Here is a 7,856-nt window from a genome sequence, read left to right on the forward strand (position 1 = left end):
GAACAGTGATCGACACATTCAACCGAACCGGACCACTCATGGAAGCTGCAAGTTATCCTGCCTGGGCACAACAGTTGATCCAGGATTGCAGCGAGAGCAAACGCCGGGTTGTCGAACATGAGTTGTACATGCGCATGCGTGATAACAAACTCAGTGCCAAAACCATGCGTCAGTACTTGATCGGCGGCTGGCCGGTCGTCGAACAGTTTGCCTTGTACATGGCGCAGAACCTGACCAAAACCAAGTTTGCCCGTCACCCCGGTGAGGACATGGCGCGTCGCTGGTTGATGCGCAATATCCGCGTCGAACTCAACCACGCCGATTATTGGCTTAACTGGAGTCGGGCGCACGGCGTGAGCCTTGAAGACTTGCAGGCACAGCAAGTTCCACCGGAACTGCACGCGCTGAGCCACTGGTGCTGGCACACCAGTTCTGCCGATTCATTGATCGTCGCCATTGCTGCCACCAACTATGCCATCGAAGGCGCGACCGGGGAGTGGTCGGCACTGGTCTGTTCCACAGGCGTGTATGCCGCAGCGTTTCCCGAAGAGGAGCGCAAGCGCGCCATGAAGTGGTTGAAGATGCATGCGCAGTACGACGATGCCCATCCCTGGGAAGCGCTGGAAATCATCTGCACGTTGGCGGGGATGAACCCGAGCAAGGCGCTGCAAACCGAGCTGCGCCAGGCGGTGTGCAAGAGCTATGACTACATGTATCTGTTCCTCGAACGTTGCATGCAACTGGAAACGTCCGAACGATTGCTGGTCAGTCGTGAACGCCGGGCGGTAGTCGAGAGTTGATTCCGGCTCACACCGCGTAAAAAATGTAGGAGTGAGCCTGCTCGCGATGGCGGTCTGTCAGTCAACATCATTGTTGAATAGCAGATCGTCATCGCGAGCAGGCTCACTCCTACAGTGGTTTGGGGTGGTGTTACAAATCAGCCCGCCATTGCCAAGCGGTTACGACCTTCGCGCTTGGCCACATACAGCGCACTGTCCGCACGACGCAACAGGCTTTCCGCCGACTCGCCAGGCAACAGCGTCGAGCAACCCAAACTCACCGTCAGCTCGATCAACTGGCCATCGGCAAAATACTCTGCGGCCTGCGCAGCATGGCGCAGCCGTTCGCCGACCATCGCCGCCGCTTCCCGGCTGGTGTTCGACAGCAGGATCAGAAACTCTTCGCCACCATAACGAAAGACCATGTCGACGTTACGCAACTGGCCCTTGATCGATGCCGCCACCGCTTTCAGTACGTCGTCGCCGGCGCTGTGGCCGTGGCTGTCGTTGACCCGTTTGAAGTGATCGATATCGAGCATCAACACCGACAACGGTTGCAGATGCCGACGCGACATTTCGATCTCGCGTTGCAGTGTCTGCTCCATGGCGATGCGATTGCCGGCCCCGGTCAATGGATCACGCAAGGCGCTCTGGGTGGCTTCACGGTAGAGCAGGGCGTTGCGCATCGGAAACAGCAGGGACGACAACAATGACTCAAGGTTGCCCTGCTCTTTGTCGCTGAAACGCTGATTGCGGCGAAACACCAGTTCGCCCATGTGCTGGCCTTCATGGCTGAGGCTGTAGCTGACCGAATGGTGACCGCGAGTGCCGAACTCCAGGCGCAGGTCGCTGCCCTGGTGCACATAGCTCAAGGCATCCAGCGGCACAAGGCGCTGAACTTCGCGGAAAAACAGACCGAGGATTCGTTGCGGCTCAAGACTGGTTTGCAGTTGCAGGCTCATTTGCTGGCGCAATTGCGCAAGACTGGCCGGTCGCTCCAGAAGGGGAGGCAGCTGACCAAAGCCCAGGCGTTGCAATTTGGCACTGTCAAAGTCAATTGCATTGGTCTGGGAGGGTGATTTCATATGGCGTGAGCCCCTAAGCAGTAAGTCTGTCTTACAGGCTGGGTGAGAGCGGCTATGGGCTGCGCGTCATACTGATCCATCAGTCCCGTAGGACGTTTGGCGTAAGTTTAGTCTGCCTGAAGACGATTAGTAAGCTATCGAATCAGGCCTTGCCCCACTGCCTTCACACGGCATGCTTTGAGGATATTTAGAGCGAAAGTCGTGCCATTCGGTTCGTATTTATTTAAACCTTTAGAAATCAATGGGTTGGCGATCGAATGGGGATAGAGGCGCTGGAATATTGACTGAATTATGACGGTCGACAGCGGCAAATGCATGCCGCGACAGGAATCTGCCGCGGCAACAAAAGCGACGTATGGCAGTTATTGCGCGTTGAACGCCTGGCCATTGATGCCAGTACTGTCCGGACCCATCAAGTACAGGTACACCGGCATGATTTCCTCCGGCGTCGGGTTGTTCAGCGGGTTTTCCCCCGGATAGGCCTGCGCGCGCATGCTGGTGCGGGTTGCGCCGGGGTTGATGCTGTTGGAGCGCACCGGCGCGACGGTGTCGACCTCATCGGCGAGGGTTTGCATCAAACCTTCGGTGGCAAACTTCGACACGCCATAAGCGCCCCAGTAAGCGCGGCCTTTGCGGCCGACGCTGCTGGAGGTGAACACCACGGAGGCGTCCTGCGACAGTTTCAGCAGCGGCAGCAGGGTGCTGGTCAGCATGAACATCGCATTGACGTTGATCTGCATGACGCGCATGAAGTTTTCCCCGGACAACTGTTCTATCGGCGTGCGCGGGCCAATGATCGAGGCATTGTGCAGCAAGCCGTCGAGATGGCCGAACTCGGTCTCGATCATCGCCGCCAGCTCATCGTATTGATGCGGCAGGGCGGTTTCCAGATTGAACGGAATGACGGCCGGTTGCGGGTGGCCGGCGGCTTCGATCTCGTCGTAGACCTGAGTCAGATTGGCCTCGGTCTTGCCCAGCAGCAGAACGGTGGCGCCATGCGCTGCGTAGGTTTTTGCAGCAGCCGCACCAATGCCGCGACCGGCACCGGTGACCAGAATGACCCGATCCTTGAGCAATTCGGGACGAGCGGAATAATCAAACATAAAAACCTCATTAAGAGTCAGATCGTTCCCACGCTCCGTGGGGATGCAGCCAATGACGCTCTGCGTCAGGTTTCAGCAGCTGCAGAGCGCGCTATCGAGCACCTTGCGCAACTCCGACGGATGATCCACCACCACGTCCGCCCCCCAATGCCGAGGGTTGTCATCCGGATGAATGTAGCCAAACGTCACCGCCGCCGTTTTCGTACCGGCATCGCGTCCCGATTCGATATCACGCAGATCATCGCCTACAAACAGAACCGTCGATGGATCCAGATCAAGCATCTTGCAGGCAAGGATCAACGGTTCCGGATCCGGCTTGCTGTTCTTCACGTGATCCGGGCAGATCAGTAGCGCCGAACGCTCGGCCAGCCCCAGCTGCTGCATGATCGGCTCGGCAAAGCGCAACGGCTTGTTGGTGACCACGCCCCAGACCAGGTTGGCCTTCTCGATATCGGCGAGCAGTTCGCCCATGCCGTCGAACAGCTTGCTGTGCACCGCGCAACCGACCAGATAGCGCTCGAGAAACTCCAGACGCAGCTCCTCGAAGCCCGGCGATTCCGGGTCCATCGAAAACGTCACCGCGACCATCGCTTTCGCGCCGCCGGAAATCTCGTCGCGAATGTGCTTGTCGTTCATCGGCGGCAAACCACGATCCGCACGCATCGCCTGGCAGATGGCGATGAAGTCCGGCGCGGTGTCGAGCAGCGTGCCGTCCATGTCGAAAAGAACTGCTCTGATGGCCATCGGCTTATTCCTCGCGCAGGGTCTGGATCATGTAGTTGACGTCAACGTCGCTGGCCAGTTTGTAGTGTTTGGTCAGCGGGTTGTAGGTCAGGCCGATGATGTCCTTGACGGTCAGACCGGCCATGCGGCTCCAGGCGCCGAGCTCGGACGGGCGGATGAATTTCTTGAAGTCGTGGGTGCCGCGCGGTAGCAGCTTCATGATGTATTCGGCGCCGACGATGGCAAACAGGTAGGCCTTCGGGTTGCGGTTGATGGTCGAGAAGAACACCTGGCCGCCCGGTTTGACCATGCGGAAGCAGGCCCGGATCACCGAGGATGGGTCCGGCACGTGCTCAAGCATTTCGAGGCAAGTGACGACGTCAAACTGCTCGGGCATTTCTTCGGCGAGATCTTCGGCAGTGATCTGACGGTATTCGACGCTGACGCCGGATTCCAGCTGATGCAGTTGCGCCACTGCCAGTGGCGCTTCACCCATGTCGATGCCCATCACGGTCGCGCCGCGTTGCGCCATGGCTTCGCTGAGGATGCCGCCGCCGCAACCGACGTCGAGGACTTTTTTGCCAGCCAGATTGACCCGTTCGTCGATCCAGTTGACCCGCAGTGGGTTGATGTCGTGCAGCGGTTTGAATTCGCTTTCACGGTCCCACCAGCGATGGGCCAGGGCTTCGAATTTGGCGATTTCGGCGTGGTCGACGTTACTCATGTTGAATCCTCTAAAACTTGAAAAAGGCTGTAGCCCCGAAGTGTATTCCGGGGTTTTTACGATTCTTTGTGGCCGCTGATGCGTTGGCCCCAGGCCCGGGCGGTGGCGCCCAATTGTGCTTCGTCCAGTCGGGTCAGGCGGCGGTCGTCGAGCAGTTGTTTGCCGGCGACCCACAGGTGTTTCACGCAATCGCGGCCGGTGGCGTATATAAGCTGCGACACCGGGTCATACACCGGTTGTTGGGCCAGGCCGGACAGGTCGAAAGCGACGATGTCGGCGGCTTTGCCAATCTCCAGCGAACCGACTTGTGCCTCGATCCCCAATGCGCGCGCGCCATTCAAGGTGGCCATGCGCAGCGCACGGTGGGCGTCCAGCGCGGTGGCCGAACCGGCGACGGCTTTCGCCAACAGCGCGGCAGTGCGGGTTTCGCCGAGCAAATCCAGATCATTGTTGCTCGCTGCGCCGTCGGTGCCGACCGCAACGTTTACCCCGGCCTGCCATAAACGCTCGACCGGGCAGAAGCCGCTGGCCAGTTTGAGGTTGGATTCCGGGCAATGGATCACGCTGGTGTTGCTTTCTACCAGCAACGCCAGGTCGTCATCGCTGATCTGGGTCATGTGCACAGCCTGAAAGCGCGGGCCGAGCAAGCCGAGGCGGCCGAGGCGCGCCAGCGGACGTTCGCCGAGCTTCTCCAATGACTGCTGAACTTCGAACGCGGTTTCGTGCACATGCATATGAATCGATGCATCGAGCTCCTCGGCAATCACACGGATTTTTTCGAGGTTCTCATCGCCGACGGTGTACGGTGCATGAGGACCGAACGTGATCTTGATCCGCTCGTGATGCTTGAGGTCACCAAACAGCTCGACGCCCTGACGAATGGCCTCATCGGCGCTGCTGGCGCCCGGGATCGGGAAATCCAGAATCGGAATCGCGATCTGCGCGCGAATGCCGCTGTTGTGCACACGTTCGCTGGCGACTTTCGGGAAGAAATACATATCCGAGAAGCAGGTGATGCCACCCTTGATCTGCTCGGCGATCGCCAGATCGGTGCCGTCGCGGACAAAATCTTCATCGACCCATTTGGCTTCGGCCGGCCAGATGTGGTTTTCCAGCCAGGTCATCAGCGGCAGATCATCGGCCAGGCCACGGAACAGCGTCATCGCTGCGTGGCCGTGGGCATTGATCAGGCCGGGGGCGAGCAGCACATCCGGCAGTTCACGGATTTCCGTGGCGTTACACTTCAATGCTTCGGCGCGGGGGCCGATAAACACGATGCGACCGTCGCGGATGCCCAGGCCATGCTCCTTGAGCACAACGCCTGCGGGTTCGACGGGTACCAGCCAGGTCGGCAGCAATAATAAGTCGAGCGCAATGGCAGGTTTCGGCATCGAGGGTCGGGTCCAGTGCTTTTGTAAAGGATGGCGAAGTATACCCGAGCGTCTTCGCGGGGGGATCGCTATAATCGGCGGCTTTTGTTCATGAGTGCGGGGTGTGGGATGCGCGATCGACTGTTGGCTGCGGAGAAAGTGAAGGCCATCGATTGGCGAGATGGCGCGCTGCACCTGCTGGATCAGCGTATTTTGCCGTTCGAGGAAACCTGGATTGCCTACACCAGCGCCGCCGGCGTGGCCGAGGCAATTCGCTCGATGGTAGTGCGCGGCGCACCGGCTATCGGCATCAGTGCGGCGTACGGCATCGTCCTCGCGGCGCGGGCGCGGATCGCTGAAGGTGGCGACTGGTACGCGGCGCTGGAGGAAGATTTCGCGCTGTTGGCCGATTCGCGTCCGACCGCGGTCAACCTGTTCTGGGCGCTTGGCCGTATGCACGATCGCCTCGATCGTCTGAAAGACAATGCCGATCCGCTGGCGGCGCTGGAAGCTGAAGCCATCGCCATTCATGAAAGCGACCGCGAAGCCAACCTGACCATGGCGCAGCTCGGTGTCGACCTGATTCGCAAGCATCAGGGCAATGCCCAGGCAATCCTGACCCACTGCAATACAGGTGCGCTGGCCACTGGCGGTTTCGGCACCGCGCTGGGGGTGATTCGCGCGGCTTTTCTGGAAGGCATGGTCGAGCGCGTTTACGCCGACGAAACCCGTCCGTGGCTGCAGGGCTCGCGCTTGACTGCGTGGGAGCTGGCCAACGAAGGCATCCCGGTAACGCTGAATGCCGACTCTGCCGCAGCACACATCATGAAAACCAAAGGTGTGACCTGGGTGATCGTCGGTGCAGACCGCATCACCGCCAACGGTGACGTGGCCAACAAGATCGGCACTTATCAACTGGCGGTCAACGCCATGCACCATGGCGTGCGTTTCATGGTCGTGGCGCCGAGTTCGACCATCGACATGAACCTGGCCAGCGGTGACGACATCCCGATCGAAGAACGTGATGGCGCCGAGTTGCTGGAAGTCGGCGGCAAGCGGGTTGGTGCCGACGTTGAAGCATTCAATCCGGTGTTTGACGTGACGCCGGCCGATCTGATCGACGCCATCGTTACCGAGAAAGGCATCGTCGAGCGCCCGGATACCGCGAAAATGGCCCAGCTGATGTGCCGCAAACGCCTGCATTGATGGCGCTGTACTCAATGTAGGAGCTGCCGAAGGCTGCGATCTTTTGATTTTGTTTTTAGAAGATAAAGTCAAAAATCGCAGCCTTCGGCAGCTCCTACATGTGTGCATACCCTTAAAAGTCAATAAACATCGCTAATTCACAGCACAAACCTGTGCTCAAAGAAGCTCTGAGCCTCTCTCGTCCCCGTTAAGCCTGTCACCGGTCAACTAACTATGCTCCATGCGCATCTGGGGGATAGGTGCGTGGCGGCCTTTGTGATAACATCCGGCGTTTTCCGAGGCAGCTTCACGAAGCTGTCTTTACTGCGCAAATCCGCGATCCAGTGTTGATTTGTCGTAAGTCGGCGTATGGCACTCGGCCGGCCCCGACGAGCTTCGTTGGTCCCATATGGATATGACGAAGTTTCACCAGAAAAAGGAATCAGGCTTCTCATGGGCGAACTGGCCAAAGAAATCCTCCCGGTCAATATCGAAGACGAGCTGAAGCAGTCCTACCTCGACTACGCGATGAGCGTAATCGTCGGCCGTGCACTGCCGGATGCGCGCGATGGCCTCAAGCCCGTGCACCGTCGCGTACTGTTCGCGATGAGCGAGCTGGGCAACGACTACAACAAGCCGTACAAGAAATCTGCCCGTGTTGTCGGCGACGTGATCGGTAAGTATCACCCGCACGGTGACACTGCCGTGTACGACACCATCGTTCGTATGGCCCAGCCTTTCTCCCTGCGCTACCTGCTGGTAGACGGTCAGGGCAACTTCGGTTCGGTCGACGGCGACAACGCTGCGGCCATGCGATACACCGAAGTACGCATGACCAAGCTGGCGCACGAGCTGCTGGCTGACCTGCACAAAGAAACCGTGGACTG

The 7,856-nt window shown here is 59.0% G+C and carries 8 protein-coding genes; 3 read left to right on the forward strand and 5 right to left on the reverse strand.

Going from position 1 to position 7,856, the window contains the following annotated elements; translation table 11 throughout:
• Positions 1-38: 38 nt before the first annotated feature.
• The gene (locus tag ACIPZE_RS20245; RefSeq protein WP_400774861.1) at positions 39-800 is read left to right on the forward strand and encodes a TenA family transcriptional regulator; all 762 of its coding nucleotides are present in this window, start codon (positions 39-41) and stop codon (positions 798-800) included.
• 137 nt (positions 801-937) lie between these two features.
• Here the strand turns inward: ACIPZE_RS20245 and ACIPZE_RS20250 are convergent, their stop codons facing one another.
• The 5 genes from ACIPZE_RS20250 to ACIPZE_RS20270 all read right to left on the reverse strand — a co-directional run bounded on the left by ACIPZE_RS20250 (position 938) and on the right by ACIPZE_RS20270 (position 5,805).
• Positions 938-1,864: a GGDEF domain-containing protein gene (locus tag ACIPZE_RS20250; protein ID WP_129394966.1), complete on the reverse strand. Its 927-nt coding sequence runs from the start codon at positions 1,862-1,864 to the stop codon at positions 938-940.
• Between the two features lie 362 nt (positions 1,865-2,226).
• Positions 2,227-2,967: a YciK family oxidoreductase gene (locus ACIPZE_RS20255; RefSeq protein ID WP_283438946.1), complete on the reverse strand. Its 741-nt coding sequence runs from the start codon at positions 2,965-2,967 to the stop codon at positions 2,227-2,229.
• Positions 2,968-3,039: 72 nt separating this feature from the next.
• A complete protein-coding gene (gene mupP, locus ACIPZE_RS20260) occupies positions 3,040-3,711 on the reverse strand; it encodes an N-acetylmuramic acid 6-phosphate phosphatase MupP (protein WP_103305668.1) in 672 nt (223 codons plus the stop codon).
• Positions 3,712-3,715: 4 nt separating this feature from the next.
• Positions 3,716-4,414 (reverse strand): bifunctional 2-polyprenyl-6-hydroxyphenol methylase/3-demethylubiquinol 3-O-methyltransferase UbiG, encoded by a 699-nt coding sequence (gene ubiG / locus ACIPZE_RS20265; RefSeq protein ID WP_129394964.1) that lies wholly within the window; start codon positions 4,412-4,414, stop codon positions 3,716-3,718.
• 56 nt (positions 4,415-4,470) lie between these two features.
• The gene (locus ACIPZE_RS20270; protein WP_283438945.1) at positions 4,471-5,805 is read right to left on the reverse strand and encodes a TRZ/ATZ family hydrolase; all 1,335 of its coding nucleotides are present in this window, start codon (positions 5,803-5,805) and stop codon (positions 4,471-4,473) included.
• A gap of 108 nt (positions 5,806-5,913) precedes the next feature.
• On the opposite strand from ACIPZE_RS20270, the gene mtnA reads away from it, so the two are divergent.
• Positions 5,914-6,990 (forward strand): S-methyl-5-thioribose-1-phosphate isomerase, encoded by a 1,077-nt coding sequence (gene mtnA / locus ACIPZE_RS20275; RefSeq protein WP_283438944.1) that lies wholly within the window; start codon positions 5,914-5,916, stop codon positions 6,988-6,990.
• A 432-nt stretch (positions 6,991-7,422) separates the two neighbouring features.
• Positions 7,423-7,856 (forward strand): DNA gyrase subunit A (locus tag ACIPZE_RS20280; protein WP_400774866.1); only part of this gene is annotated, 434 nt, incomplete at its 3' end.

It is taken from the genome of Pseudomonas sp. NPDC089741, assembly GCF_044748825.1.
GTDB classification, from domain to species: domain Bacteria; phylum Pseudomonadota; class Gammaproteobacteria; order Pseudomonadales; family Pseudomonadaceae; genus Aquipseudomonas; species Aquipseudomonas helmanticensis.

What these genes read in the sequence shown, in the direction of transcription:
- ubiG (WP_129394964.1), bottom strand. Translation starts at nt 4,414, where the DNA reads ATGAGTAACGTCGACCACGCCGAAATCGCCAAATTCGAAGCCCTGGCC.
- ACIPZE_RS20255 (WP_283438946.1), bottom strand. Translation starts at nt 2,967, where the DNA reads ATGTTTGATTATTCCGCTCGTCCCGAATTGCTCAAGGATCGGGTCATT.
- mupP (WP_103305668.1), bottom strand. Translation starts at nt 3,711, where the DNA reads ATGGCCATCAGAGCAGTTCTTTTCGACATGGACGGCACGCTGCTCGAC.
- ACIPZE_RS20245 (WP_400774861.1), top strand. Translation starts at nt 39, where the DNA reads ATGGAAGCTGCAAGTTATCCTGCCTGGGCACAACAGTTGATCCAGGAT.
- ACIPZE_RS20250 (WP_129394966.1), bottom strand. Translation starts at nt 1,864, where the DNA reads ATGAAATCACCCTCCCAGACCAATGCAATTGACTTTGACAGTGCCAAA.
- ACIPZE_RS20270 (WP_283438945.1), bottom strand. Translation starts at nt 5,805, where the DNA reads ATGCCGAAACCTGCCATTGCGCTCGACTTATTATTGCTGCCGACCTGG.
- mtnA (WP_283438944.1), top strand. Translation starts at nt 5,914, where the DNA reads ATGCGCGATCGACTGTTGGCTGCGGAGAAAGTGAAGGCCATCGATTGG.